The organism is Novacetimonas pomaceti, from assembly GCF_003207955.1.
Taxonomy (GTDB): Bacteria; Pseudomonadota; Alphaproteobacteria; order Acetobacterales; family Acetobacteraceae; genus Novacetimonas; species Novacetimonas pomaceti.
Genome location: NZ_NOXG01000002.1, coordinates 162,147 through 187,235 on the forward strand (window position 1 = coordinate 162,147; position 25,089 = coordinate 187,235).

The 25,089-nt window shown below is 64.1% G+C and carries 27 protein-coding genes; 25 read left to right on the forward strand and 2 right to left on the reverse strand.

Features of this window, described 5'->3' with window-relative positions:
* Positions 1-29 precede the first annotated feature (29 nt).
* Positions 30-1,523: a malate:quinone oxidoreductase gene (locus CFR71_RS03105; protein ID WP_110527521.1), complete on the forward strand. Its 1,494-nt coding sequence runs from the start codon at positions 30-32 to the stop codon at positions 1,521-1,523.
* A gap of 81 nt (positions 1,524-1,604) precedes the next feature.
* Here the strand turns inward: CFR71_RS03105 and CFR71_RS03110 are convergent, their stop codons facing one another.
* Positions 1,605-2,216, reverse strand: coding sequence for a LabA-like NYN domain-containing protein (locus CFR71_RS03110; RefSeq protein WP_110526885.1), 612 nt, complete (start codon positions 2,214-2,216; stop codon positions 1,605-1,607).
* 218 nt (positions 2,217-2,434) lie between these two features.
* On the opposite strand from CFR71_RS03110, the gene folK reads away from it, so the two are divergent.
* From folK to gloA, 20 genes are all read left to right on the forward strand, one after another.
* Positions 2,435-2,974 (forward strand): 2-amino-4-hydroxy-6-hydroxymethyldihydropteridine diphosphokinase, encoded by a 540-nt coding sequence (gene folK, locus CFR71_RS03115; protein WP_110526887.1) that lies wholly within the window; start codon positions 2,435-2,437, stop codon positions 2,972-2,974.
* Positions 2,975-3,070: 96 nt separating this feature from the next.
* Positions 3,071-3,466 carry a DNA-directed RNA polymerase subunit omega gene (gene rpoZ, locus CFR71_RS03120; protein WP_110095458.1) on the forward strand — a complete coding sequence of 132 codons (396 nt, stop codon included), beginning with the start codon at positions 3,071-3,073 and terminating at the stop codon, positions 3,464-3,466.
* Between the two features lie 119 nt (positions 3,467-3,585).
* Positions 3,586-5,829, forward strand: a complete 2,244-nt coding sequence (locus CFR71_RS03125) for a RelA/SpoT family protein (RefSeq protein ID WP_110526889.1) — start codon at positions 3,586-3,588, stop codon at positions 5,827-5,829.
* A 12-nt stretch (positions 5,830-5,841) separates the two neighbouring features.
* Complete coding sequence (acpS, locus tag CFR71_RS03130) at positions 5,842-6,255, forward strand: holo-ACP synthase (protein WP_110526891.1); 414 nt, start codon at positions 5,842-5,844, stop codon at positions 6,253-6,255.
* Positions 6,256-6,448: 193 nt separating this feature from the next.
* Positions 6,449-7,192, forward strand: coding sequence for a signal peptidase I (lepB, locus tag CFR71_RS03135; RefSeq protein ID WP_408889250.1), 744 nt, complete (start codon positions 6,449-6,451; stop codon positions 7,190-7,192).
* Between the two features lie 2 nt (positions 7,193-7,194).
* Positions 7,195-7,944, forward strand: a complete 750-nt coding sequence (gene rnc / locus CFR71_RS03140) for a ribonuclease III (protein ID WP_110526893.1) — start codon at positions 7,195-7,197, stop codon at positions 7,942-7,944.
* Between the two features lie 109 nt (positions 7,945-8,053).
* Complete coding sequence (gene era / locus CFR71_RS03145; RefSeq protein WP_110526895.1) at positions 8,054-8,965, forward strand: GTPase Era; 912 nt, start codon at positions 8,054-8,056, stop codon at positions 8,963-8,965.
* Positions 8,966-9,160: 195 nt separating this feature from the next.
* Positions 9,161-9,913 carry a UMP kinase gene (gene pyrH / locus CFR71_RS03150; RefSeq protein ID WP_110526897.1) on the forward strand — a complete coding sequence of 251 codons (753 nt, stop codon included), beginning with the start codon at positions 9,161-9,163 and terminating at the stop codon, positions 9,911-9,913.
* Positions 9,914-9,985: 72 nt separating this feature from the next.
* A complete protein-coding gene (gene frr, locus CFR71_RS03155) occupies positions 9,986-10,552 on the forward strand; it encodes a ribosome recycling factor (protein WP_110527528.1) in 567 nt (188 codons plus the stop codon).
* Positions 10,553-10,559: 7 nt separating this feature from the next.
* Positions 10,560-11,294, forward strand: coding sequence for a polyprenyl diphosphate synthase (gene uppS / locus CFR71_RS03160; RefSeq protein ID WP_110526899.1), 735 nt, complete (start codon positions 10,560-10,562; stop codon positions 11,292-11,294).
* Complete coding sequence (locus tag CFR71_RS03165) at positions 11,278-12,156, forward strand: phosphatidate cytidylyltransferase (RefSeq protein ID WP_408891597.1); 879 nt, start codon at positions 11,278-11,280, stop codon at positions 12,154-12,156. The genes uppS and CFR71_RS03165 overlap by 17 nt, the downstream gene beginning before the upstream one ends.
* Before the next feature lie 46 nt (positions 12,157-12,202).
* A complete protein-coding gene (dxr, locus tag CFR71_RS03170) occupies positions 12,203-13,360 on the forward strand; it encodes a 1-deoxy-D-xylulose-5-phosphate reductoisomerase (RefSeq protein ID WP_110526903.1) in 1,158 nt (385 codons plus the stop codon).
* A gap of 57 nt (positions 13,361-13,417) precedes the next feature.
* Positions 13,418-14,524 carry an RIP metalloprotease RseP gene (gene rseP, locus CFR71_RS03175; RefSeq protein ID WP_110526905.1) on the forward strand — a complete coding sequence of 369 codons (1,107 nt, stop codon included), beginning with the start codon at positions 13,418-13,420 and terminating at the stop codon, positions 14,522-14,524.
* Between the two features lie 145 nt (positions 14,525-14,669).
* Positions 14,670-17,162, forward strand: a complete 2,493-nt coding sequence (bamA, locus tag CFR71_RS03180) for an outer membrane protein assembly factor BamA (protein WP_165829185.1) — start codon at positions 14,670-14,672, stop codon at positions 17,160-17,162.
* A gap of 7 nt (positions 17,163-17,169) precedes the next feature.
* Positions 17,170-18,042 carry an OmpH family outer membrane protein gene (locus CFR71_RS03185; RefSeq protein ID WP_110526909.1) on the forward strand — a complete coding sequence of 291 codons (873 nt, stop codon included), beginning with the start codon at positions 17,170-17,172 and terminating at the stop codon, positions 18,040-18,042.
* A 22-nt stretch (positions 18,043-18,064) separates the two neighbouring features.
* A complete protein-coding gene (lpxD, locus tag CFR71_RS03190) occupies positions 18,065-19,144 on the forward strand; it encodes a UDP-3-O-(3-hydroxymyristoyl)glucosamine N-acyltransferase (protein ID WP_110526911.1) in 1,080 nt (359 codons plus the stop codon).
* A gap of 96 nt (positions 19,145-19,240) precedes the next feature.
* Positions 19,241-19,726 carry a 3-hydroxyacyl-ACP dehydratase FabZ gene (gene fabZ / locus CFR71_RS03195; protein WP_110527531.1) on the forward strand — a complete coding sequence of 162 codons (486 nt, stop codon included), beginning with the start codon at positions 19,241-19,243 and terminating at the stop codon, positions 19,724-19,726.
* A gap of 114 nt (positions 19,727-19,840) precedes the next feature.
* A complete protein-coding gene (lpxA, locus tag CFR71_RS03200; RefSeq protein ID WP_110559432.1) occupies positions 19,841-20,740 on the forward strand; it encodes an acyl-ACP--UDP-N-acetylglucosamine O-acyltransferase in 900 nt (299 codons plus the stop codon).
* Positions 20,730-21,623 carry an LpxI family protein gene (locus tag CFR71_RS03205; protein WP_110526913.1) on the forward strand — a complete coding sequence of 298 codons (894 nt, stop codon included), beginning with the start codon at positions 20,730-20,732 and terminating at the stop codon, positions 21,621-21,623. Before lpxA ends, CFR71_RS03205 begins: the two co-directional genes overlap by 11 nt.
* A 17-nt stretch (positions 21,624-21,640) precedes the next feature.
* Positions 21,641-22,030, forward strand: coding sequence for a lactoylglutathione lyase (gene gloA / locus CFR71_RS03210; RefSeq protein WP_110526915.1), 390 nt, complete (start codon positions 21,641-21,643; stop codon positions 22,028-22,030).
* 14 nt (positions 22,031-22,044) lie between these two features.
* On the opposite strand, the gene CFR71_RS03215 is transcribed toward gloA, so the two are convergent.
* On the reverse strand, positions 22,045-22,311 hold the full coding sequence (locus CFR71_RS03215; RefSeq protein ID WP_239019230.1) for a hypothetical protein: 267 nt from the start codon (positions 22,309-22,311) through the stop codon (positions 22,045-22,047).
* Positions 22,312-22,460: 149 nt separating this feature from the next.
* Between CFR71_RS03215 and rpmH the strand changes: the two genes are divergently transcribed.
* The 4 genes from rpmH to yidC all read left to right on the forward strand — a co-directional run bounded on the left by rpmH (position 22,461) and on the right by yidC (position 25,089).
* Complete coding sequence (gene rpmH, locus CFR71_RS03220; RefSeq protein ID WP_003618086.1) at positions 22,461-22,595, forward strand: 50S ribosomal protein L34; 135 nt, start codon at positions 22,461-22,463, stop codon at positions 22,593-22,595.
* A 71-nt stretch (positions 22,596-22,666) separates the two neighbouring features.
* A complete protein-coding gene (gene rnpA / locus CFR71_RS03225; protein WP_110526916.1) occupies positions 22,667-23,017 on the forward strand; it encodes a ribonuclease P protein component in 351 nt (116 codons plus the stop codon).
* A 41-nt stretch (positions 23,018-23,058) separates the two neighbouring features.
* Positions 23,059-23,295, forward strand: a complete 237-nt coding sequence (yidD, locus tag CFR71_RS03230) for a membrane protein insertion efficiency factor YidD (protein WP_207781323.1) — start codon at positions 23,059-23,061, stop codon at positions 23,293-23,295.
* A 21-nt stretch (positions 23,296-23,316) separates the two neighbouring features.
* Entirely contained in the window at positions 23,317-25,089 is a 1,773-nt protein-coding gene (gene yidC, locus CFR71_RS03235) for a membrane protein insertase YidC (protein ID WP_110526918.1), read from the forward strand.

The window sequence follows — 25,089 nt, forward strand, 5'->3', positions numbered from 1 at the left end:
CACTGTCCGACGCCGAAGCGGAGAATATCATGACCTCTCAGCCTACCACTGCCGATTCCACCTATGATGTCGTCCTTGTCGGCGGCGGTATCATGAGCGCCACGCTCGGCGTGATGCTCAAGCAACTGGAGCCCGGACTGTCGATCGCGCTGTTCGGGCGTCTTGATGACGTCGCGCTCGAAAGCTCCAACGGCTGGAACAATGCCGGCACGGGCCATTCCGCGCTGTGCGAACTGAATTACACCCCCATGGGCGCGGGTGGCGAAATCGATATTTCCAAGGCGGTCAACGTCAACGAGGCCTTTCAGGTTTCACGGCAGTTCTGGTCCTATCTTGTGGATGCCGGCCTGATTGCCTCCCCGCGCGATTTCCTCAACCCCATCGCGCACATGAGCTTCGTCTGGGGGCCGGAGAATGTCGATTTCCTCCAGCGTCGCTATGACGCGCTGAAGGATCATCCGCTGTTCGCGGGCATGGCGTATTCCACCGACACCGCGCAGCTGGCGCAATGGATGCCGCTGGTGATGGACGGGCGCAGGCCGGGCACGCCGCTGGCCGCGACGCATCACCCTGCCGGAACCGACGTCAATTTCGGGGCCCTGACGCACAAGCTGGTGGACGTGCTGTGCGCCGGGCCGGGATTTGACCTCAACCTCGCCCACGAAGTGACCAACCTGCGCCAGGCGGGGTCGGGATGGACCGTGTCGGTGCGTGGCATGCATGACGGGGCGGCGCGCGACGTGTCGGCGCGTTTCGTGTTCGTCGGCGCGGGTGGCGGCGCGCTGCCGCTGCTGCAGAAAAGCGGCATTCCGGAGGCGCGCGGCATCGGTGGCTTCCCCGTCAGCGGGCAGTTCCTGCGCTGCACCAACCCCGACATCGTGGCCCGCCACCATGCCAAGGTCTATGGCAAGGCATCGGTGGGCGCGCCGCCAATGTCGGTCCCGCACCTCGATACCCGCGTGATCGACGGGCGCGAAGGGCTGCTGTTCGGGCCGTATGCCGGGTTCTCGACCAAGTTCCTCAAGAACGGGTCGTGGCTGGACCTGCCGCGTTCGATCCGCATGGACAATATCGGCGCGATGCTGGCGGTGGCCCGCGACAACTGGCCGCTGACGAAATACCTTATCCAGCAGGTCATGCAGTCGAACGAGGACCGGATGAAGGCGCTGCGTGATTTCGTGCCGGACGCGCGCAGCAGCGACTGGGAACTGATCACTGCGGGCCAGCGCGTCCAGGTCATCAAGAAGGACGCCGCGAAGGGGGGCGTGCTGCAGTTCGGGACGGAGGTCGTGACCGGGGCGAACGGTTCGATCGCGGGCCTGCTGGGGGCATCGCCGGGGGCGTCCACCGCAGCGCCGATCATGCTGTCGGTCATCCAGCGCTGCTTTGCCGATCGCCTGCCACAGTGGGAGGATCGCCTGCGCAAGATGATCCCGTCCTATGGCAAGCGCCTGTCGGACAATCCCGACCTGTGCGCCAAGACCCGCGACTGGACGCGTGAGACCCTTCAGCTCGAAGGCTGAGGAGCGGAATGAATTCCATGGCCCTTCCCGGTCGGGGAAGGGCCATGGAAAGGAATTCCCGCCTTCGTTTCCTTATTCTTCCTATTCTTCCGGCAGGTCGCTCAGGTGGTCGGCCGGATGCCGCACTGGCGCCGGGGCGGACGGACGCGACGTGCGGCTTTCGATCTGGCGCCGGGTAAAGTGCGATGCGATGTCCGCCAGTTCGACAAACTGGTCGGCCTGACGTCGCAGTTCGTCGCCAATCAGGGGCGGCGACGTCTTGATGGACGCGATCACCGTCGTGCGCACGCCCTGACGCTGCACGGCCTCAAGCAGACGCCGAAAATCCGCATCGCCGCTGAAGAGGACGGCATGGTCGATCTTCGGCGCCATTTCCAGCATGTCCACCGCAAGTTCGATGTCCATGTTGCCCTTTACACGGCGGCGCCCGGCATGGTCGGTATATTCGCGCGCCGTCTTCGTCACCAGGAAATAGCCGTTATAGACAAGCCAGTCCGTCAGCGGCTTGAGCGGCGAATACTCCTCGGTTTCCAGCACCGCGGAATAATAATAGGCACGCAGGACATTCGATTTCGATCTGAAAAAGGACAGGAGTTTACGATAGTCAACCTCGAACCCGAGGTTGCGCGAGGCTGAATACAGGCTGGTTCCGTCAATAAAAAGACAAAGCCGTTCCTGAGGCTGAAAGAACATTAGTAAGCGTCCCTGAAAGAGGTAACCCGGCATGCGCGGCGGACAATTGAAATTCCATGTTCTGTGATCCCTGCGATCCGGTTCGCCGGATGTTCGCAGGGATGTGTCATGGCGGTGATCCCCGGCGCGACGGTATCCGTACCGATTTAGTCATAAACTTTGAGATAACAAATCATCCAAGAGATAACAAATCATCCAATCATGTTATTAATCACGACATGGATACGCACGATAAGGTGCCCGGTTGCAATGGGGGGTCAACTGGCATCCTCGTGGCGATAGGGGCGAACCTGCCCCGCCGCACGGGGGAGGGGCCACTCCAGACATGCCACTGGGCTGTGGCGGAAATAGGGCGGATTGCGGACATCCATGTCGATGCCGTTTCCCACTGGTATGAAAGCGCGCCCGTCCCGCCGTCGGGACAGCCCCCGTACGTCAATGGCGTCGTGCGCGCACATGGCGACATCCGCCCCGAAGCACTGCTGTCGGCCCTGCAGGAGATCGAGGCACGGGCCGGGCGCGTACGTACATATATCAATGCCGCGCGGCCGCTGGATCTTGATATCATCGCGATGGGCAACATTGTCCGCGCCAGGCCCGACCCCATCCTTCCGCATCCGCGCGCATGCCAGCGCGCCTTCGTGCTGCTGCCGCTGCGCGATGTCGCGCCGGACTGGCGCGATCCCGTCAGCGGGGACGCGCTTGGCACCCTGCTTGCCCGCGTCGCGGACCAGCCCATCGCCCGCCTGCCGGACTGACATGATGCAACAGCGTGCTTGCGTTGCAGGGCGGGTGGGGGTATCTGATGTGGTTCAACCGATATATTGTTTCATAGAAAACCGGAGTCTGGCCTGATGGCACGCGTCACTGTCGAGGACTGCGTTGAGCGGGTTCCCAACCGTTTTGAACTGGTGCTGCTGGCGGCCCAGCGCGCCCGCGCCCTGTCGCGCGGCGAGGAACTGACGATCGATCGCGACAACGACAAGAATCCTGTTGTCGCCCTGCGTGAAATCGCGGACCAGACAATCAGTCTGGATCAGGTCAAGAGCGATCTGCTGCGTTCGCTGGCCCGCGCCCCCGAGCCCGAGCCCGCCGATGAGGAGGTGGTCGACCTCATCCCGACGGAACAGAACATCTTCGGCCTCCAGGATGTCTCGGCCGAGGAAGAGGCCCGCCACACCGCTGGCATGACGGCGGAGGAACTTGAGGCCACCATCGAGGCGGAACTCGGCGGTCGGGGTTCGCGATAGGCTTCTTCTGGCGATAGGGGACGGATGTGACGGATCGGGTTGGCACACAAACGACGGCTTCCCCCACCACGTCCCCCGCGCTGACGCCTCCACCAGAGGGGAAGGGCGTCGTCCCCGTCATGGGGCAGGACGCGCCTGATGGCCATGCCGGGCGCGTCATTTCATGCGACGGGCTGATCCGGCGCATACAGGCCTATGACCCCAACGCCGACATCGATCTGATCCGCCGCGCGTTCGACGTCGCGAACCGCGCGCATGAGGGGCAGGCCCGCGACAACGGCGATCCCTACATCACCCATCCGCTGGCGGTGGCGAATATCCTGGCGGGGTTCCGGCTGGATACGGCATCCATCGCCACCGCGCTTTTGCATGACACGATCGAGGATACGGGCGTAACGCAGGCCCAGCTGCGCGCGCAGTTTGGTCCGACCATCGCGGAACTGGTCGATGGCGTGACCAAGCTGACGCGGCTGGAACTGCAGTCCGACCGCACTAAGCAGGCCGAGAATTTCCGCAAGCTGGTCCTGGCGATGTCGAAGGACATCCGCGTCCTGATCGTCAAGCTGGCGGACCGCCTGCACAACATGCGCACCCTGCATTACGTGCAGCGTCTTGACCGCAGGCAGCGCATCGCGCGCGAGACCATGGAAATCTATGCGCCGCTGGCTGATCGCATCGGCATGGAGAAGGTCAAGGTCGAACTGCAGAACCTTTCCTTCGCGGAGCTTGAGCCCGAGGCGATGGCCACCATCCGCGCCCGCCTCAATTACCTGCGCGGGCAGGGTGCGGACGTGATCGAGGAAATCCGGCACGAGCTGCAGAACCTGTGCACCGAAGCCGGGCTGCATGGTGTCGAGGTCACCGGCCGGGAAAAGACGCCCTATTCCATCTGGGAAAAGATGCAGCGCCGCAACGTGGCGTTTGAACAGCTTTCGGACATCATGGCGTTCCGCATCATCGTGCCCACGCGGGAGGGATGTTATGTCACGCTCGGCGCGGTGCATGCGGCCTATCCGGTCATCGCGGGGCGGTTCAAGGACTATATCTCCACCCCCAAGGTGAACGGATACCAGAGCCTTCATACCGGCGTGACCCTGCGCCATCCGCGCAACCAGAAGATCGAGGTGCAGATCCGCACGTCGGAAATGCACGATGTCGCGGAAAACGGCGTCGCCTCCCACTGGCTGTACAAGCAGGGTGGCGATGGAAAGATCGGTGACGCGTCGCAGGTGGTCTCCGGCCTGCCATGGGTTCAGGACCTGCTCGACATCCTGGAGGATTCGGCGGCCCCGGACGAATTCCTCGAAAATACCAAGCTGGAACTCTATCAGGATCAGGTGTTCTGCTTCACGCCGAAGGGACAGCTGATTTCCCTGCCGCGTGGCGCGACACCGATCGATTTCGCCTATGCCGTGCACAGCCAGGTGGGCGACAGCTGCGTCGGCGCACGGATCAACGGCCGCCTGATGCCGCTTCGTCACGAACTGCAGAACGGCGATCAGGTGGAGATCATGACCGCGCGCGGGGGCACGCCCTCGCCCTCGTGGGAGCGGTTTGTCGTCACGGGCAAGGCGCGGGCGCGCATCCGCCGGCACGTGGCGCTCCAGCAGCGTGAATCGCATCTCGACAGCGGTCGCGTCGCGCTGGCCAAGTCCTTCCGTCAGGAAGGGGTGGACGGTTCGGAAAAGGTGCTGGAAAGCCTGCTCAAGGAACTGCGCCTGTCCTCGGTGGCGGACCTGTACGTGGCGGTGGGCAATGGCAACCTGTCCGCGCGTGAGGTGGTGCAGACCGCCTATCCCGAACTGCGTCGCGCGCCGCGCGCGCCGCGCATGGTGCCGGGTCTTTCGATGCGCTCGGCCGAAAGCACCACGTCATTTTCCGCCGCGCGGCACAAGAACGCGGCGGGCATGGCGCTGGCGGGCGTCGGCGCGGGCATGGCGGTGCATTTCGCGGGCTGCTGCCATCCGCTGCCGGGTGACCGCATCGTGGGGATCGTATCCACCGGCAAGGGCATCACGGTCCATGCGCAGGGATGCCAGACGCTGGAAACCTTCGCCGCCACGCCCGAACGCTTCATGGACCTGAACTGGGATTATGACCTGATCGCACGCAACGCGGCAGGCACGCATGTCGGGCGGCTGAGTGTCGTGACGGCCAACGAACCGTCCGTCCTTGCGACGCTGACCAATATCGCGACCAAGCATGAAGGCGTGATGGTCAACCTGCGCATCGTCAACCGGCAGCTGGAATTCATGGAGATCCTTGCCGATATCGAGGTCCGTGACCTGCGGCACCTGTCATCGATCATGGCGGCGCTGCGGGCGGAAACCGGCGTGGTCCAGGTCGAGCGCGCCAAGGGATGAGGCGCTGATTGCATGATTATCGGGATCGGGTCCGACCTGTGCGATATCCGCCGGATCGAGCGCGTCCTGCAACGCCATGGCCCCCGGTTCGAGGCCCGCGTCTTTACCACGCGGGAACGTCAGGCGGCCGACAGGCGTTCAGGACAGGCACGGCTGGGGACCTATGCCAAGCGCTGGGCCGCGAAGGAAGCCTGCGCCAAGGCGCTGGGCACGGGATTCGCGCGCGGCGTGCATCATCGCGACCTTGGGGTGGAAAACCTGCCGGGGGGGCAGCCGGTCATGGTCCTGTCGGGTGGCGCGCGCCTGCGCCTGCATGAAATCGTGCCGGCGGGATACCGCCCGCGCATCATGGTGACGATGACGGATGAATACCCCTATGCCTTTGCCCAGGTCACCATCGTGGCGGATGAAGCGCCGCCGGCCTGATCCATTCAGACCCGCGCGCATGGCCGACCATGCTTGACAGGGGGTGGCCCCGTGGGCTTGATCGCCAGAATATGCGTCCGGTCCATTACTGCGCCCGGTCGAGCACGAAGCCGGATTTATGGATAACATGTCGAGCGATGATCCCCATACGCCATCTACCCTGACGACCGCCCCGGCCACGGGAACGCGCGGCATGCTGGAACTTCTGCGCACGGTCGTGGTGGCCGGCGCGATCGCGATTTTCGTCCGCACGGCCCTGTTCGAACCCTTCAACATCCCGTCCGGCTCCATGATCCCGACCCTGCAGGTGGGGGATTACGTATGGGTCGCCAAATACAGCTACGGCTATTCGCATTTCTCCCTGCCGCTGTCGCCCAACCTGTTCAGCGGCCGTATTTTCGGCAGCGAGCCGCATCGTGGCGACGTTGCCGTCTTCCGCTTTACCAAGGATACGTCGATTGACTACATCAAGCGGGTCGTCGGCCTGCCGGGCGATCGCATCCAGATGCGCGAGGGGCAGCTTTACCTGAACGGGGAACTCGTGCCCCGCACGCCCGAGGGCGAGTATGTCGCCATCGACGAACATCATACCCGCATGGAGGGCGAACGTTATCGCGAGGACCTGCCGGGAAGCGCGGGTCGCCCGTCCGTGGCGCATGACATCCTGAAGCTGACGGACGAGGGGGACAAGAACGACACCCCCGAATACGTCGTGCCGCCGGGATATTTCTTCGTCATGGGCGACAACCGCGATGACAGCGCGGACAGCCGGTTCATGGGCGACGCGCCGCAGGACCTTGGCTTCGTGCCGATGGAAAACCTGATCGGGCAGGCCAAGTGGATATTCCTGTCCGTGGACTCGCAGTATCCGACATGGGAATTCTGGCGCTGGCCCACGGAAATCCGCTGGGGGCGCCTGTTCATGGGAGTGCACTGATCATGCAGGTCCCCGGTAATGCCGCATCCGGCAGCGCGGCCCCTGAATCCGAACGGATCGAGGCCTATGTCGGCTATTCCTTCCGTAATCCCGCGCTGCTGCGCGAGGCGCTGACGCATCGTTCCGCGGCACACCAGCGCAGCAGCGCGGGCGGGCGGCGCACGCGCCAGTCGGTGGCGCGCCGTGGCGCGGGATCCAACGAACGGCTGGAGTTCATTGGCGACCGCGTGCTGGGTCTGCTGATGGCGGAATGGCTGCTCGAACGCTTCCCCGACGAGCAGGAAGGCGCGCTGGGTCCGCGTCACGCGCATCTGGTGTCGCGCACGGTGCTGGCGCAGATCGCCGAGGAAATGGCCCTGCCATCCGCCCTTGACGTGGCGGAGCATGAAGCCCGCGCCGGCGTGCGGCAGATGGCCAACGTGCTGGCGGACGCGGTGGAGGCCATCCTGGGGGCGATCTACCTCGACGGTGGCCTTGAACCCGCCCGCGCCTTTGTGCGGCGGGCATGGAATGACGCCATCGTGGCGCAGGCCCGGCCGCCCAAGGATCCCAAGACGGCGTTGCAGGAATGGGTGCTGGCACGCGGGCTGCCGCTGCCGGTATACAAGGTGGTGTCCACCGACGGGCCGTCGCATGCGCCCCGTTTCGTGATTTCGGTGGAGGCATCGGGACGGCGCGGCGAAGGCGTCGCCGGAAGCAAGCGCGCGGCCGAAAGCGAGGCGGCGGCCCGGCTGCTCAGCCAGTTTGGCTGACGGCTGGCTGACGGCTGATTGCCAGGTGACAGGTTGCCGGACGGCGATTGGCGCGACGGGCACGGAATCGGAACAATCGGGGCGGCTGTCGCGGCCGTGGGAATGAAAAATGCCGGAACATGAAGACATGACGACCCGCTGTGGTTTCGTCGCCATCGTGGGTGCGCCCAACGCGGGCAAGTCCACGCTGCTGAACCGCATGGCGGGCACCAAGCTGTCGATCGTCAGCCCCAAGGCGCAGACGACGCGTTTCAGGGTGCTGGGGATCCTGATGCGTCATCATGCGCAGATCCTGCTGGTGGACACGCCGGGCATCTTCCGCCCGCGCCGGATGCTGGACCGCGCGATGGTCGCGGCCGCGTGGACCGGGGCGGAGGACGCGGACATCACGCTGCTGATCGTCGATGCGCGCGCGGGCCTGACGGATTCGGTGCGTGAAATCATCGCGGAACTGGCGCAGCGCAAGCGCCGGGTGTGGCTGGTGCTGAACAAGACCGACCTCGTGCGGCGCGAGGTGCTGCTGCCGCTGACGGCGGAACTGTCGGGCCTGCTGCCGGTCGAACATGTCTTCATGATCAGCGCGCGCTCGGGGCAGGGGGTCGAGGACCTGCTGGACCGTATCGCGGCGGAACTGCCCGCGGGGCCGTACCTGTACCCCGAGGACGATCTGACGGACCTGCCCGACCGGTTGCTGGCCGCCGAACTGGTGCGTGAGCAGATTTTCCTGCAGACGCATGAGGAAGTGCCCTATTCCGCCACGGCGGAGACGGAAAGCTTTCAGGAACGTCCCGACGGGTCCGTGCGGATCGAGGTGACGATCTATGTGGCGCGGGCATCGCACAAGGCGATCCTGATCGGGGAACGCGGTTCGCGGATTCGCAGCATCGGGGAACGCGCGCGTCTGGAGCTGTCGCGCCTGCTGGAACGTCCGTGCCACCTGTTCCTGAATGTGAAGGAACGTTCCGGCTGGGACGAGGAGCGTGCCCGCCTGCGGGCCATCGGGCTGGACGACGCTTCCTGAGGATTCGTCCCCCGCGCCGGCGACGGCCCACGTGGCGCGGGCGCGGCGCGGGCCGCGATCCCATCGCCGTATTATCAACATCGTGTGCTTGTGAGGGGGGCGAACCCCCTATATGACATGTGCTGCGTGGGCGCGCGGTCACTGGCGGGCGGCGGTCTGCGGCTGTGTCTTTATTCCTGCTGTGTTCGAGGGCCAATGACAAATCCGCTAACAGATCATGCCCCAGACAAACCCTCCACCTATCGCCGGGTCCTGCTGAAGGTTTCGGGCGAGGCCCTGATGGGCGCCGGGTCCTATGGGATCGATCCCGCGACCGTCGATGGCATCGCGGCCGACGTGGCCGCCGTCGCGCGCACGGGTGTTGAGGTGTGTCTGGTTGTCGGGGGGGGCAACATCTTTCGCGGCGTCGCGGCCGCGGCGCGCGGCATGGACCGTGCCCAGGGCGATTACGCCGGGATGCTGGCTACGGTCATCAATGCCCTGCTGATGCAGAATTCGCTGGAACGCCAGGGAATCCCGACCCGCGTGATGACGGCGATCCAGATGTCCTCGATCGCGGAACCCTATATCCGTCGCCGCGCCGTGCGGCATATGGAAAAGGGACGCGTGGTGATTTTCGCCGCCGGTACCGGCAACCCGTTCTTTACCACCGATACGGGGGCCGCGCTGCGGGCGGCGGAAATGGAATGCAGCGCCCTGTTCAAGGGAACGCAGGTCGATGGCGTCTATTCCGCCGACCCGCGCAAGGTGCCTGACGCGCGTCGCTACGATACGCTGACCTATCGTGATGTGCTGGCCAATGACCTCAATGTCATGGACGCGGCCGCCATCAGCCTGGCGCGCGAGAACAGGTTGCCGATCGTGGTGTTCAATATCCATGAAAAAGACGCGTTTTCGCGCGTTATGCGGGGTGAGGGACGCTTTACCACCATCGTGGCCTCGGACTGAGGTCCAAGCCCCGCGCTAAGGAGTCGCATGGCGGTCGGATACGGCCGTCTCAGGAATGTTGGGAGGGCCAAGGTGTCTGTCGATCAGAAAAGTTTGCTGGCGGATGTAACCCGCCGCATGGAGGGGGCGCTGGAAAGCCTGCGTCGTGATTTTGCCGGCCTGCGTTCGGGCCGCGCCAGCCCGGCCCTGCTGGAGCCGGTACGCGTTGAGGCATATGGCGGCGAGGTGCCGTTGACGCAGGTAGGTTCCATCGCGGTGCCGGAGGCACGGATGCTGACGGTGCAGGTATGGGACCGTTCGCTGGTCGGTGCGGTCGAACGTGCCATCCGCGACAGCGGGCTGGGCCTGAATCCGGCGGCGGATGGCCAGACCGTGCGCGTGCCCATCCCCCAGCTGACCGAGGAACGCCGCAACGAACTGGCGCGCGCGGCGGGCAAGTACGCCGAAAATGGCAAGATCGCGGTGCGCGGCGTGCGGCGCGATGGCATGGAACAGACACGCGGCCAGGAAAAGAAGGGCGAAATCAGCCAGGATGACGTCAAGGTCTGGTCGGATGCGATCCAGAAGCTGACGGACCAGTATGTGAAGCGTGTTGACGAACTGCTCGCGGAAAAAGAACGCGAGATCAAGCAGGTCTGAACCCCGCATGTACCCAGTTGTCGGGGAACGACGAGCCGGGGGCGTGCCGGTCCATGTGGCGATCATCATGGATGGCAACGGGCGGTGGGCCACGGCGCGCGGGCTGCCGCTGCTTGCCGGCCACCGCGCCGGGGCGGAGGCGGTGCAGCGCTGCATCCGCGCGGCTGTCGCGGCGGGCGTGAAATGGCTGACGCTTTACGCCTTTTCCTCGGAAAACTGGCGGCGCACCCCGCAGGAGGTGGCCGACCTGACCAGCCTCCTGCGTTATTACCTGCGCTACAAGGTCGCGGAACTGGCGGCGAAGGGCGTGCGCATCCGCATCATTGGCGACCTGTCGCGCTTTGCCCCCGACGTCCGGGCCGAAGCCCGCCGCGCGGAGCTTGAAACCGCGTCCAATACGGTCCTGACGGTGGTCCTTGCGCTGTCCTATGGCGGGCGGGCCGATATCGTGCAGGCGGCCCTGCGGATGGCGGCGGATATCGGCAACGGGACGCTGGCGGTCGATCAGGTCGATGAGGACGTCTTTGGCGGCTTCCTGATGACGGCGGACATGCCTGACCCTGATATCGTGGTGCGGACCAGCGGTGAAAGCCGCCTGTCCAATTTCCTGTTGTGGCAGTCGGCCTATGCCGAACTGATATTCATAGAGACGCCGTGGCCTGATTTCGACGCGGGGCATTTCAATGCCGTGCTTGAAATCTTTTCCCGGCGCGAAAGGCGCTTCGGTGCAAGACCGGTCTGATCCCACGCCAACCGTGGTCCCGTTTCCTTCTTCCGCCACGCGGACCCCGCCGGGAAAGAATTCCGGCCGGGGGTGGAAGGACCTGCGCGCGCGCGTGCTGTCGGCCGCGGTAATCATACCGCTGGCGGCCCTGTGCGTGTGGGCGGGTGGTGTGGCCTATGCCGCGATGATCGTGCTGGCGATGGTGGGAATGGCGTCCGAATGGGGACGCCTGTTTTCCCTGTCCGCGCGCAGCTGGCGGGGGATCCTTTACCTGCTCTGGCCGCTGGCGTGTGCGGCCTGCGCCCTGACGGGGCAGTGGGGCGGCGCCTTTCTGGTGATGGGCGTGGCGTTCGTGTTCGGTCCCGCGCTGTGGGCGGGGCAGGTCGCGGTCGGGTGTGCGGGTGTTTCCCTGCTGTGGCTGCGTTTCATGACCCATCCCGGCGCGGGTGTCGTGCTGTTTGTCGTGGCCTGCGTCGCGCTGAGCGATACGGGCGCCTACCTGACCGGCCGCGCCGTGGGCGGCCCGAAGCTGGCGCCGCGCATTTCACCGGCCAAGACATGGTCGGGATCATGTGGCGGCCTGCTGTGCGCGGTGGCGGGCGGGGCCGTGATCGCTGCCCTGCTGCCTGACGCGCTGCCCGGCTGTGCATGGCGTGGCGCCATGATGGGCGGGGTGATGGCGATTGCGGCGCAGGCGGGCGACCTGGCCGAAAGTGCGCTCAAGCGGGCGCGCGGCGTCAAGGATTCGGGGGCGCTGATCCCGGGTCACGGGGGGCTTCTGGACCGTTTTGACGGCCTGCTGGTGGCGGCGCCCCTGGCGGCACTGATTTCACTGGGGGCAGCGGCGGGCGCTGCTTTCTGGTATGTCGGCCTGCACTGACCGCAAGGACGGTCGAGATGAAAAGCAAATTGGGGAAATCGGTAGGATGAAGACAGTTTCCGTTCTGGGCAGTACCGGCAGTATCGGCTGTTCCACTGTGGATCTGCTGTTGCAGGCGCCGGAGCGGTTCCGTGTCGTGGCCCTGGTGGGGGGGCGCAATGTTGCCCGCCTGGCGGAGCAGGCGCGCGCCCTGGACGCGGAATATGCGGTCATTGCCGACGAATCCCTGGTGGGGGAACTGGAAACCCTGCTGGCGGGAACGGACACACGCGTTTCCGGCGGGCGCGAGGCGGTGATCCGGGCGGCGGGCGTGCCTGTCGACTGGACCATGGCGGCGATTACCGGGGCCATCGGGCTGGAACCCACCCTGGCTGCGGTCCGCAACGGGCGTGCCGTGGCGCTGGCGAACAAGGAAGCGCTGGTCTGTGCCGGCGATGTCATGCTGCGCGCGGTGCGCGATGCGGGCGCGACGCTGCTGCCGGTCGATTCGGAACATAACGCCATTTTCCAGTCGATGGCCGACGGGCAGGTCGATCAGGTTGAAAAGATCGTGCTGACCGCGTCAGGCGGCCCGTTCCGCCGCGCCACCATCGAGGAGATGGAAAATGCCCCGCTGGAAGCCGCGCTGAAACACCCGACATGGAGCATGGGCGCCAAGATCACCATTGATTCCGCCACGATGTTCAACAAGGGGCTGGAACTGATCGAGGCGGCGCGCCTGTTCGACATGACGGAAGACCGGATCGATGTCATCATCCATCCCCAGTCCGTGGTGCACAGCATGGTGCAGTACACCGATGGCAGCATCATAGCGCAGCTTGGTTCCGCCGACATGCGCATTCCCATCGCCCACACCCTGGCCTGGCCCAGGCGGATGGCGACCAATTCGCCGCGCCTTGACCTTGCCGCGCTGTCGCGGCTGGATTTCGAGGCCCCGGATGAGGAACGTTTCCCCGCGTTGCGCCTGGCGCGGGAATCGCTGCGCGCGGGCGGGGCGGCCTCCACGATCCTGTCCGGCGCCAATGAAATCGCGGTGGAGGCCTTCCTGAATCGCGAAATCGGCTTCCGGGATATTGCGCGGGTTGTCGAGGATGTGATGCAATCACTGGGGAACCAGAGCGCGGATACGCTGGAGCAGGTCCTGCACTGGGACCGGGAGGCGCGACGCCTTGCTCTGGCCCGGATAACCGCCCGGGCCGCGTAAGGCCCGGCCGGGCAGGAGGACGACCGCGCGTGATCATCAGGGGAATACATAATCATCATGCATGATCTGCTGCGGACCGTGCTGGCGTTCGCCCTGGTTCTGGGTGTGCTGGTTTTCATCCACGAACTTGGCCATTACCTGGCCGCGCGCTGGCGGGGCGTGCATGTGGAGGTGTTCTCCATCGGTTTTGGCAAGCCGCTCCTGCGCTGGCACGACAGCGTCGGCACGGAATGGCGGCTGTGTCCCGTTCCCCTGGGCGGTTATGTCAAGCCGCACGGGTTCGAGGGGCCGGAAGACGCGACCCCGGAACAGATGGCGGCATGGCAGCCGGGCCGGACGTTCCATGACAAGCCCGTGCTGTCACGGGCGATCGTGATCGTCGCGGGGCCGGTTTTCAATTTCCTGCTGGCGATCATCCTGTTCACCGGTCTGTTCGCCTTTGCGGGGCAGCCGCACATCCGCAATGTCGTGGCCGATGTCATGCCCAACAGCGCCGCGGCAGTCGCGGGCATCGTCCCGCATGACGCCATCGTGCGGCTGGGCGATCATCCCATTTCCGACGTGGCGGACCTGCAGGCGCGGGTGGCTGCCGAACCCGGTGCGCATATCGATGTCACGGTGCGTCGCGATGGCAGGGACCTGACCATGCCCCTGACGGTCGGTAGCGTGGCCGGCGCCAAGGGGCAGGCGCCGCATGGGCAGCTCGGGGTTTCCTTCCTTGCGGAAATGGGCGCGCCGCAGTCCCTGCCGCATGCCTTCGTCTCCGCCGTGAAGGAGACATGGAACGTTTCGGTCCAGACCCTTGCGGGGCTGTGGCAGATGCTGACGGGACAGCATAGCACGAAGGATCTGGGTGGTCCGCTGCGCATCGCGCAGATGTCCGGACAGGTGGCGCAATATGGCGTGTCCAGTATCGTTTCGTTCATGGCGCTATTGTCGATTAATCTGGGCCTGATAAACCTGTTTCCCATACCGATTCTCGATGGGGGGCGGCTGATGTTCTATATCCTCGAAGGAATAATGGGCCGTCCGGTGTCGCGCCGGGTCCAGCAGGTCAGCTTCCAGGCGGGATTCGCGCTGATCGCCAGTCTGTTTTTATTTTCGACATTTAACGATCTTTCGCATTTCGGCCTGTTTCAATGGCTGGCGTCACATGTCGGATGACGTAAGAATGGCAGCATGAGACAAGTGCTTGCACGACAGGGGCGATATCGGATACGTCCGCCCATGCGGATAATGCATGACAGCACGGAGATCACTTCTCCGCATGGCTGGCAGTGGGGCCAGTCCGCCTACCGAATGGTGAGGAATGCCGATTTTGTCGAGTAAACGTTCAGCGCTGCTTGCATCCGTTTGTGTTGTGCCGCTGTTCTGGACGGCAGGAGCCCGCGCTCAGGACGCAGGGCAGGAAGCTGCCCCGGATGCTCCCCCGGCCACCGGTATGGCGCCCTCGCCGGAAATGATGCCGGAGCAGCAGCCCGAAGTCGAAGCGATCAAGCCACCGCCGCTGGCCGACCCGATCGAGGCGGTGGACATCAAGGGTAACGACCGTATCGAGACCAGCACGGTCCTGTCCTACATGGTGGTGCAGCCCGGCGACCGCTTTGACCAGGACCTCCTCGACCGTTCGCTCAAGACGCTTTATGCCACCGGCCTGTTCAAGGACGTGAGCATGCAGCGTTCGGGCAACGTGCTTGTCGTGCATGTCGTTGAAAACCCCATCGTCAACCGGATCGTGTTCGAGGGGAACCATACCGCCAAGGACGAAGACCTCACGAAGGTCATATCGCTGCGTCCGCGCGCGGTGTTTTCCGCCAAGACGATTGCTGCCGACCGGCAGAAGATACTGGGCGTCTATGCGGAAAAGGCGCGATACGCCGCGACCGTCACGCCACAGGTCATCCGGCTGGCCCATAACCGCGTCGATGTCATCTTCCGCATCAACGAGGGCCAGAAGACGCTGATCCGCAAGGTGACCTTCGTGGGGAACCGTACCTTCACCAGCACGCGGCTTGCCGGGATCGTGTCCTCGAAGGAAACGGCATGGTACCGCTTTTTCTCTTCCAGCGATCAGTACAACCCCGAACGCATAAAGTATGACGCGGAACTGCTGCACCGGTTTTATCTGAAGAACGGTTTTGTCGATTTTCAGGTCAAGAACGCGACCGGCGAACTCTCGCCCGACCGCAAGACGTTCTACATCACCTATACGATGGAAGAGGGACCGCGGTACCGCCTGAACAAGATGGACATCCGTTCCTCGCTGCGGCACGTCAGCGCGGCGTCCCTGCACAAGTACATCTCGCTGTTCCACAACCAGTGGTATGACGGCAGCGCGATCCAGCATAACGCGACGGCGATGCAGGAAATCCTGCAGGCGAAGGGGTATCCGTTCGCGATGGTCCACCCCGAAATCGCGCGTAACCCGGAAAAGCGGACGGTCAACCTTCTGTTCGATGTCAGCGAAGGCCCGCGCATGTATGTCGAGCGCGTCGACATCAACGGCAACACCATCACGGAGGACAAGGTCATCCGCCGGCAGTTGCCCATGTCCGAAGGCGATCCGTACACCCCGATGGACCGCAAGTATTCCAAGGCGATTCTGGAGGATCTGGGCTTCTTCAAGACCGTCTCGATCGACCAGACGCCGGGATCCTCGCCCGACAAGGTCAACATTTCCGCCGACGTGGTGGAAAAGCCGACGGGCGAATTCTCGCTGGGCGGCGGGTATTCGACCGATGCGGGCGTGCTGGGCAATATCGGCCTGAAACAGCATAACCTGCTGGGAACGGGCATTGACGCCGGTTTCTCGGGTACGGCAGCGTATTACGAGGACCAGGCGGATATTTCGGTAACGGATCCGTATTTCCTCAACCGCAACCTGGTGGCCGGCATAGACATCTACGGCATCCAGAACCGTTACATGACGTACCAGAACTACTCCGAAGGCCGGTACGGCATGACGCTGCGCATGGGGTATTCGTATAACAACCACCTGTCGCAGTCGTGGAGCTATACGCTGACGGACCGAGACGTTGGCGATACCTGGTCCGATTCTTCGTGGTATGTTCTGGATCAGGCGGGCTGGTCGCTGCTGTCGCAGCTCAGCACCACGCTGACCTATGACACGCGCGATCGCCGCTCGCAGCCACATAGCGGGTACGTCGTGCGCATCGGCGGCGATTTCGCGGGTATCGGCGGCAACGAACGCTATGTCCGTGGCAAGATCGACGCGGCCTATTACCTGCCGCTCGACAACCTGATGGGCAACCACGACTGGACCGTCGAATTCAAGGCCGGTGCCGGCGACATCGCCAACTGGGGCGGTGGGCGCAGCGACATCATCGATAACTTCTACCTTGGCGGCACGTCGCTGCGCGGCTTCCTCGACGGTGGCGCGGGACCGCGTTCGATGGGTATCCATTCGCGCACGATCGATGGCGTGACCTATCCCATGCATTCGCAGGAAGATTTCCTGGGTGGCCGGTTCCTGTACACGGCGTCGGCGCAGGTCGACTTCCCGATGCCGTTCGCGGCGGACATGGGGATCAAGGGGCGGTACTTCGTCGATGTGGGCGGACTGGACGGCCTGCGCGTGCGCAATCGCTATACCTCGCCCAATGACGGTTACAAATACACGCCGGTATATGGCGATACACTGATCCCGCGTGTCAGTACCGGTGTCGGCTTCTCTTGGAAAAGCCCGTTTGGTCTGATTAACATTGATCTGGGTGTGCCGATCATCAAACAGAAGCATGACCGTACCCAGTTGCTCCGCTTCGGCTTCGGCCAACAATTCTGAGGTGATAATGTTGCGTTATTCCGGCGTTCGTCTATTTGCTGCCGCTGTTGCGCTCGGGTGCGGCAGTCTGGTCGGATCTGCTGCGCATGCGCAGAACAATTCCGGCTGGTTCGTGCCCAAGGCGTCCCAGCAGCAACCGGAGCACGCGGCCGGCCATGCGGCCCAGCCCGCTCCGCAGCCGGTGCCCCTGCCCGCGCCGCCCGCCGACAGCGACGAGGCCCAGTCCCAGACGCCGCCGGTCCTGCCGCTGCCGCAGATTCCCGCATCCCCCGACCTGCCCAAGGGTTCTCCGCCGCCCGCGCCGGTTATCGGCGTCATCAGCGTTCCTGACGTGATGCGCCTGTCCACCGCGGCGCAGCAGGCGGAACGCGTGCTGGGCGCGCGTCGTGACGAACTGGCCCGCGATGCGCAGAAGGAACAGGCGTCGTGGCGTGACGAGCAGCAGAAGCTGCAGGGTCAGGCGCGCAGCATGACGTCGGACCAGATCCAGGCGAACGAGCGCAAGCTGCAGGAACGCGTGATCGCGGCGCAGAAGAACTTCCGCAACCGCAACCGCATCATTCAGGAAGCGGCCCAGGTTTCGCTGGGGCAGATCGAGCGTGAGCTGGTGCAGATCATCCGCCAGGTGGCGGCAAGCCGCAGCATGAACCTTGTCCTGCATCGCGAGCAGGTGGCGCTGAGTCAGGATAGCCTGGACATCACCCAGCAGGTCGCGACGCAGCTGAACTCGGTCCTGCCGAGTGTCTTCATCCCCGCCGCGAACGTTGATCCGGAAGTGCTGGCGAAGTCGGGCACCATGCCCACCACCGCCGACGCCGAACAGGGTGGCGCTGCTGCTCCGGCCGCTCCGGCTGCCGCCGCCGCGAAGGCGAAGCGGTAAAGTCGGGGACTTGGACAGATCCATGCATGTGCAGGAGCAGAGCGGGCCGGGCGATACGCGTTTCTTTGTCTCGGCCGGTCCGTTTGACGCCGCCGAACTTGCGCGTTGCGCCGGGGCCGAGCTTCGGGGATCCGATGCAGCGCTGGATGGCGCGGCGCGTTTTTCCGGCATAGCACCGCTTCAGTCCGCAGGGGCCGGGCAGGTCAGCTTCCTTGATAACCGGCGCTATCTTCCATTGCTGGAAAAGACGGGGGCGGGTGCGGTGATCGTCGCGCCCGCCTTCGTGGACAAGGTTCCGGCCCATGCCGTCGCGCTGGTGTCGAAGACGCCCTATCTCGCATGGGCGCGGGTGGCGTCGCGTTTCTATCCCGCGCCGCCGGTCGATCCCGGCATCCATCCCACCGCGATTGTCGGGGACGGGGCGGTGGTCGACCCGTCCGCCGCCATCGGCGCCTTCAGCGTGATCGGCGCGCGGGTGCGCATCGGGGCGGGCGTATGTATCGGGACGCATGTCACGGTTGGCGATGGCGTGGAAATCGGCGCGCGCAGCCGTATCGGCAGCCATGTCTGCCTGTCGCATGCCCTGCTGGGCGAACGCGTGACGCTGCTGCCGGGTGTGCGGATCGGGCAGGAGGGCTTCGGCTTTGCCGTCGGGCCGGACGGGTTCGAGACCGTGCCGCAGCTTGGCCGTGTGATCCTGGAGGACGGGGTCGAGGTCGGGGCCAATTCGACCATCGACCGTGGTTCGATTCGCGATACCCTGATCGGCGCGGGTTCGCGCCTCGACAATCTGGTGCAGATCGGCCATAATGCGCGTCTGGGGCGGTGCTGCATCGTGGTGTCCCAGGCCGGTATTTCGGGCTCGACGGAACTGGGTGATTTTGTCACGGTCGCGGCGCAGGCCGGGCTGATCGGGCATATCAAGATCGGTGACAAGGCACGGATCGGCGCACAATGTGGCGTCATGTCCGATGTGGAGGCCGGGGCCGATGTCATCGGAAGCCCGGCGATGCCGTTCAGGGAGTTTTTCCGAAACGTGGCGTTCCTGCGTCGTCTGGCGAAGAAGCCGGCGCAGGACCGGGGTCGTGAGAAAGACGACTAGGCGCCCGGGCGCGGCAAGGAACATTCAACCGGCAGGGGGCATGGCTGCCCAGTCAGTTCGCAGCTGCCGCCCATGCCGAATAGATGGTTGGACGACGTGGATAAAGAAGTAGAGGCATTACCGACAGCACAGGCGCCGCAGAGTGTCGAGGCAATCGATATCATGCGCATCATGGAGGCGATTCCCCATCGTTATCCCTTCCTGCTGATTGACAGGATGGTCGATATCGTTCGGGGGCAGTCGGCGGTCGGCATCAAGAATGTGTCCGTCAACGAACCGCACTTCCAGGGGCATTTCCCCGCGCGGCCCGTGATGCCCGGCGTGCTTATCATCGAGGCGATGGCCCAGACGGCGGCGACCCTTGTGGTCCTGACGCTGGGTGAGGCGTTCGAGGGGAAGCTGGTCTATTTCATGACGATTGACGGCGCGAAATTCCGCCGTCCCGTGGGACCTGGCGACCAGCTGCGGATTTCCGTTGAAAAGGAACGCAGCCGCGCGAATGTGTGGAAGTTCAAGGGAATCGCGCGGGTGGACGGCGTTTCGGTTGCCGAAGCCACGTTCAGCGCGATGATCATGGGCTGAGGCCCGTCCCGCGCAACGGAAATGATCGACCGGCGCCGGCAGCACCCGCAGGGGGCATGCGGCGTTGTGTTCAAGGCTTTATCTCCGGCGGCTGTCTGCCGGGAGGCCGTCGAAATGGAGGCTGTTCTGGCACAGAGCGCATCTACCGGCGCGACGAGGGATGCGGAACCTTTGGGCGCCGCTGAAATCCATCCCTCGTCCATTGTTGCCCCTGGCGCGCGGATTGGCCGGGGCGTATCCATCGGTCCGTGGTGCACCATCGGTCCGGATGTGGTGATCGATGATGGTGTGCGGCTGATTTCCCATGTCGTGATCGACGGGCATACGCATATCGGCGCGGGGGTTGTCTGCTATCCCTTCACCACGGTGGGGATGGAGCCGCAGGACCTCAAATACAAGGGCGAGCCCACCCGCTGTGTCGTGGGTGCGGGAACCATCATCCGCGAAAACGTCACCATCCATCGCGGGACCGCCACGGGGGTAGGGATCACCCGTATCGGGGAAAACTGCCTGATCATGGCGAATTCCCATGTGGCGCATGACTGTACGCTGGGCAAGGGCGTCATCATCGTCAACAATGTCGTCATGGGCGGCCACGTCATGATTGGCGACAATGCCCGGATCATGGGGTCGGCCGCGCTGCACCAGTTCGTGCGGATTGGCCATGCCGCCCTGGTCGGGGGCGTCTGCGGGGTGGAAGCCGACGTCATCCCCTATGGCAGCGTGCTGGGAAACCGCGCGCGCCTTGTCGGGCTGCACTGGATCTGGCTGCGTCGCAATGGCGTGGCCCCTGACGACATCCGCCGCATGCGGCTGGCGTTCCGCGCACTGTATCCCAAGGCCGCGCATGCCAGCGACGCCGTGTTCCAGGAACGCCTGGCCTATGTGCGCGTGCATTATGGCGATGACGCGCGGGTGGCGGAAATCCTCGATTTCATCGCCGCGCCGACGCATCGCGGACTGGTGCGCGTGCAGAGAAGCTCCTCTGAAATGATCGAGTCCGATGGCGCCTGATCCCGTCACGGATCAGCCGCCGTCCCATTCCCGTGCCTCCCCGCCCTGCATAGGTATCCTTGCCGGGGGCGGTCCGCTTCCCGCGCAGGTGGCGCGTTCCATCACTGCCGCGGGCGGCAGTGTTTTCATCATTGGATTCGAGGGATTCGCCGACCCCGACGTCATCGGGCCATGGCCCCATCGTTTCATCCGTCTGGCCGCGGCAGGGGATATCCTTGCGACCCTTCGCCAGCACGGGTGCCGTGAACTGGTCCTGATCGGGCCGGTCCGCCGTCCTTCCTTTGCCACGCTGCGTCCCGATGCCGTCGGGGCGCGGATTCTCGCACGGGTTGGCCGCGCCCTGTTTTCAGGCGATGACGGGCTGCTGGGCGCGATTGTCCGCGTGCTGGGTGAAGAGGGATTCGTCGTGCGTGGCGCGCATGAATACCTTCATGCCTCGGTCGGGCGGCGCGGGGTTATGGGACGTATCCATCCCGACCGGGTCGCGCTGTCGGATATCGCGCGGGGGCGTCGCGTGGTCCATGCGCTGGGCGCGCTTGATATCGGTCAGGGCTGCGTGGTGCAGGACGGGCTTGTCCTTGGGGTCGAGGCGATCGAGGGCACGGACGAGATGCTTGAACGCGTCGGGCGATACCGTCAGGATGGTCGTCCCGGCGGGGTTCTGGTCAAGATGATGAAGCCCGGGCAGGAACGGCGCGCCGACCTGCCGACCATCGGGCCGGAAACCATCCGTCGTGTCGTTCGCGCGGGCCTGCGTGGCATCGCGTTCGAAGCCGGGGCCACCCTGATGACCGACCCGGAAGGCTGCATCGCGCAGGCGGACGAGGCAGGCGTCTTTCTGGTGGGAATCACGGCGGACGGGACGGAGGAATCCCATCCATAAAAAAGGAGAGAAACGTCATGGGCACCTATCTGCACACAATGGTCCGCGTCCGTAATCTGGACGCCAGCATTGCGTTCTACAAACTGCTGGGCATGCACGAACTTCGCCGCCGGGAAGTCCCCGAGGGCAAATATACCCTTGTCTTCATCGGGTATGCGGACAATGCGGCGGGTCAGGCCGAAATCGAGCTGACCTATAACTGGGGCAAGGATGACGGATACGAGGTCGGCACCGGATTCGGTCACTTCGCTGTCGGAGTGGAAGACGTCGCGGCTGTCGTGGAAACCGTCCGGGCCGGCGGGGGCAAGGTCACGCGGGAGGCGGGGCCGGTCAAGTTCGGCACCACCGTCATCGCGTTCGTCGAGGATCCCGATGGCTACAAGATCGAACTGATCGAACGGCGCTAGACGCCACCGTCCACTCATTTTCCCCGGGGCGCGGGCAGGCAGGTGCGGCGCATGTCATCCAGCCTGTCGACCGTGGCCTCTATGGCTTTTATGATGAGTTCCGCGCCAGCGCGCACCTTCTCGTCCGGATGGGTGGCAAGCTGGTCCGCCTTCATCATGGCGGGCGACAGGATGCCACGGATATCGTGCAGCTGCCTGCGCAGCGCGGCAATATCGGGGGAGGCGGGCGTGGTGTCTGGCGTATCGGGCATCATGGTTCCATGCTGTGGTGTGGCGGTCACGGGGCAATGCCCGATGCGTGCGTCGTGCGTTGCGCATTGACGCTGGGAATAACGGGCAGTATAAGGCCCGCCTTGGGGATGTGCATGTGAATTGCCTGTGCCCCTGATATTCATCCGTAACCTGTCATAGTCAATCTGGGAGTGCCGTCGTGAAGCGCACGTATCAACCCTCGAAGCTGGTCCGCAAGCGCCGTCACGGCTTTCGTTCCCGCATGGAAACCGTCGGTGGCCGCAAGGTGATTGCGAACCGTCGCACCAAGGGCCGCAAGCGTCTTTCCGCTTAATTGCGTCCTGGTTCACGTTCCGGGACCATGCGTTCCGGAATGACACTCTGCATCAACAGGGGCTGCTGAACGTGGCCGACCAGTCAATACGTCTCAAGAAACGTGCGGAATTCCTGAAGGTCGCGTCAAAGGGGCGCAAGGCCCCGGTGTCCGGAATGGTTTTGCAGGCGTTGCGGCGCGGTGACGATGACGCGGCGCGTCATGGGTTCACCGTGACGAAAAAGGTTGGCAATTCGGTGGTTCGCAACCGCGTGCGCAGGCGCCTGCGCGAAGTGGTCCGCCAGGTCGGGCGGGAAATGCCGCTGACGGGCGTTGATCTTGTGGTTATTGGCCGCAGCGCCACAATCGATCGTAAGTTCGCGTCGCTGCTGGCTGATTATCGCAAGGCATTGAACAGGGCCGGGGTCGTGGGGGACGCGTGAACACTCCTTCCCATGGTCCGGTCGTTGCCGTGCTGCGAGGCATGATCCGTGCCTATCAACTGGTCATACGGCCGGTGATCGGCGCGAACTGCCGTTTTACTCCCTCATGCAGTCATTATGCCCGCGATGCGCTGGCGCGTCATGGCGCGTGGCATGGCGGGGTCATGTCGGCATGGCGCATCCTGCGCTGCAATCCCTGGAATGCGGGGGGATATGATCCGGTGCCCGCAACGCGCCGTGGCGATCGCTCCTGCCGCTGCATCCATAACCCTGAATAACGAGAGTCTGGCTGGTCGCTGATGGATATCAAGCGTTTTATGGTGGCAACGGTGATGTCTACCGTGGTTCTGGTCGGTTTTGAATATTTCATGCCGCATCCGGATCACAAGACGGCCACGCAGACTGCGGCCAGCGCCGGGCCGGATACGCCTGCCGCGGCTTCGCCCATCCCTGCGGCGGGGGGGGAGGCGCAGCCCGCGACCGAAACCAGGGATGACCCACGGCTGCAGATCGATGCGGGACGTGTCAGCGGATCGCTTGACCTGCGTGGCGCGCGGCTCGACGATCTCGTGCTCAAGAACTATCACGAGACGGTCCAGCCCGGAAGTCCGCTGGTCCGTATCCTTGATCCCCAGCATGATCCGCAGTCCAATCTGGTGGAGGTCGGCTGGCTCAACGTGGCGGGTGGCAAGGTGGCCGTGCCTGACGCCAGTACGGTATGGACGGCGGACCAGCCCACCCTGACGCAGGACCACCCGGTCACCCTGTCATGGGATAACGGGCAGGGACAGACGTTCCAGATCGTGGTCGCGATCGACCAGAACTACATGTTCTCCGTTACGCAGAAGGTGCGCAACCAGTCCGGGGAAGCCGTGTCGCTTTATCCGTATTCGCGTGTCGATCGCGGTTACACGCCCACGGAAACCGGCGGCTATCTGGTGCATGAGGGGCCGATTTCCGTCATTGACGGACGCCTTGACGAAAGTTCGTACAAATCCCTGCGCAATGGCGCGGTGCCGCCTGCCAACCTGTCATGGAACAAGCCGGGTACGGGCGGATGGGCAGGCATTACCGACAAGTACTGGCTGACGGCCGTGATCCCGCAGCAGGATTCGCAGGTAACGGGCAGCTATGGCTACGTGCCGGTTCCCGGTCATGATGGCGTGTATCAGGTCGGCTTTACCGCGCGCGTGCCCGAAGTGATCGCCGCGGGCGGGGAGGGCGTGACCGAAAGCCATGTCTTCGCCGGCGCGAAGGAAGTGCCGCTGCTGGAGAAGTATGAATCCAGCCTGCATATCCCCTCCTTCTGGAAGGCGGTGGATTTCGGGTGGTTCGCGTTCCTGACGCACCCGATCTTTACGGTGCTGGACTGGCTGAACACGCTGCTGGGCAATTTCGGCCTGGCGCTCATGGCCTTTACCCTTGTGGTCAAGGGGCTGTTCTTCCCGCTTGCGACCAAGCAGTTCCGCTCCATGGGCAAGATGCGCCAGCTTCAGCCCAAGATCAAAGCGCTGCGTGAACGCTACAAGGACGATCAGATGGCGCTGAACCAGCAGATGATCGCGCTGTACAAGCAGGAGGGCGTCAATCCCGCCAGCGGCTGCCTGCCGATGCTGCTGCAGATTCCGGTCTTCTGGTGCCTGTACAAGGTGCTGTATGTGACGATCGAAATGCGTCACGCGCCGTTCTTTGGCTGGATCCATGACCTGTCGGCGGCGGATCCGACGAACATATTCACCCTGTTCGGGCTGATCCCGTGGGATCCCACCCATATCTCGACCTTCTTCCAGCTTGGGCTGTGGCCGATCGCCTTTGGCCTGACCATGTTCGCGCAGCAGAAGATCAATCCCGCCCCGGCAGCGGATCCGGCCCAGCAGAAGATGTTCCAGCTGATGCCGATCCTGTTCACCTTCTTCATGGCGCGGCAGCCTTCGGGGCTGGTGATCTATTATTGCTGGAACAACCTGCTGACGATGGCGCAGCAGAGCCTGATCCAGCGTCGCGTCAATGCGGAGACCAAGGCCCCCGTCGTGATCCCGCCGACGAAAAAGAACCCGAAGAAGAACAAGTAA

What these genes read in the sequence shown, in the direction of transcription:
- CFR71_RS03105 (WP_110527521.1), top strand. Translation starts at nt 30, where the DNA reads ATGACCTCTCAGCCTACCACTGCCGATTCCACCTATGATGTCGTCCTT.
- CFR71_RS03110 (WP_110526885.1), bottom strand. Translation starts at nt 2,216, where the DNA reads ATGTTCTTTCAGCCTCAGGAACGGCTTTGTCTTTTTATTGACGGAACC.
- folK (WP_110526887.1), top strand. Translation starts at nt 2,435, where the DNA reads ATGGATACGCACGATAAGGTGCCCGGTTGCAATGGGGGGTCAACTGGC.
- rpoZ (WP_110095458.1), top strand. Translation starts at nt 3,071, where the DNA reads ATGGCACGCGTCACTGTCGAGGACTGCGTTGAGCGGGTTCCCAACCGT.
- CFR71_RS03125 (WP_110526889.1), top strand. Translation starts at nt 3,586, where the DNA reads ATGGGGCAGGACGCGCCTGATGGCCATGCCGGGCGCGTCATTTCATGC.
- acpS (WP_110526891.1), top strand. Translation starts at nt 5,842, where the DNA reads ATGATTATCGGGATCGGGTCCGACCTGTGCGATATCCGCCGGATCGAG.
- lepB (WP_408889250.1), top strand. Translation starts at nt 6,449, where the DNA reads ATGCTGGAACTTCTGCGCACGGTCGTGGTGGCCGGCGCGATCGCGATT.
- rnc (WP_110526893.1), top strand. Translation starts at nt 7,195, where the DNA reads ATGCAGGTCCCCGGTAATGCCGCATCCGGCAGCGCGGCCCCTGAATCC.
- era (WP_110526895.1), top strand. Translation starts at nt 8,054, where the DNA reads ATGCCGGAACATGAAGACATGACGACCCGCTGTGGTTTCGTCGCCATC.
- pyrH (WP_110526897.1), top strand. Translation starts at nt 9,161, where the DNA reads ATGACAAATCCGCTAACAGATCATGCCCCAGACAAACCCTCCACCTAT.
- uppS (WP_110526899.1), top strand. Translation starts at nt 10,560, where the DNA reads ATGTACCCAGTTGTCGGGGAACGACGAGCCGGGGGCGTGCCGGTCCAT.
- dxr (WP_110526903.1), top strand. Translation starts at nt 12,203, where the DNA reads ATGAAGACAGTTTCCGTTCTGGGCAGTACCGGCAGTATCGGCTGTTCC.
- rseP (WP_110526905.1), top strand. Translation starts at nt 13,418, where the DNA reads ATGCATGATCTGCTGCGGACCGTGCTGGCGTTCGCCCTGGTTCTGGGT.
- bamA (WP_165829185.1), top strand. Translation starts at nt 14,670, where the DNA reads ATGCCGATTTTGTCGAGTAAACGTTCAGCGCTGCTTGCATCCGTTTGT.
- CFR71_RS03185 (WP_110526909.1), top strand. Translation starts at nt 17,170, where the DNA reads ATGTTGCGTTATTCCGGCGTTCGTCTATTTGCTGCCGCTGTTGCGCTC.
- lpxD (WP_110526911.1), top strand. Translation starts at nt 18,065, where the DNA reads ATGCATGTGCAGGAGCAGAGCGGGCCGGGCGATACGCGTTTCTTTGTC.
- lpxA (WP_110559432.1), top strand. Translation starts at nt 19,841, where the DNA reads ATGGAGGCTGTTCTGGCACAGAGCGCATCTACCGGCGCGACGAGGGAT.
- CFR71_RS03205 (WP_110526913.1), top strand. Translation starts at nt 20,730, where the DNA reads ATGGCGCCTGATCCCGTCACGGATCAGCCGCCGTCCCATTCCCGTGCC.
- gloA (WP_110526915.1), top strand. Translation starts at nt 21,641, where the DNA reads ATGGGCACCTATCTGCACACAATGGTCCGCGTCCGTAATCTGGACGCC.
- yidD (WP_207781323.1), top strand. Translation starts at nt 23,059, where the DNA reads ATGATCCGTGCCTATCAACTGGTCATACGGCCGGTGATCGGCGCGAAC.
- yidC (WP_110526918.1), top strand. Translation starts at nt 23,317, where the DNA reads ATGGATATCAAGCGTTTTATGGTGGCAACGGTGATGTCTACCGTGGTT.